The sequence below is a fragment of the Vibrio sp. 10N.261.55.A7 genome (assembly GCF_002877365.1).
Taxonomy (GTDB): domain Bacteria; phylum Pseudomonadota; class Gammaproteobacteria; order Enterobacterales; family Vibrionaceae; genus Vibrio.
This window is the reverse complement of sequence record NZ_MCWZ01000222.1, coordinates 1-377: the sequence shown is the minus strand read 5'-3', so window position 1 is coordinate 377 and position 377 is coordinate 1. Positions and strand designations below refer to the sequence as shown.

1 protein-coding gene is annotated in these 377 nt (G+C 38.5%); it reads left to right on the top strand.

Annotation, left to right across the window (positions count from 1 at the left end):
• Nucleotides 1-377, top strand: a 377-nt coding sequence (locus tag BCU12_RS23290) for a hypothetical protein (protein ID WP_157939875.1), incomplete at both ends; no start/stop codon positions are given.

The following is a 377-nucleotide window of genomic DNA, read 5'->3' as shown; positions in this document are numbered from 1 at the left end:
CGTTTCTTTAGAGTTTGACTCTACTTCACAGCAATTAATAATTTCAAATAGTGGCCCACATGGTTTTAGCAAGTCGGGCTACGAATCGTTAATGCTTTCAAATTTAAGCTCAAAAACAAAAGAAAGGTTTATCGGAAATAAAGGACTTGGATTTAGGTCGATAATAAACTGGTCTGAATCAGTAACAGTAAGGAGTAACTCATTAGATGTTACATTCTCTAAGAAATACGCATCAAAGCTATTTGAAGAACACTTTACAGATGAAGAAAAGCTTGAATTAAGAGGCAGGCAAGGACTCTCTGGGAGTGAAGCACCATGGGCAGTTCTTTCAGTTCCTGAATATCGTGACGCACCAGAGTCTAACTGGGTGACACAGA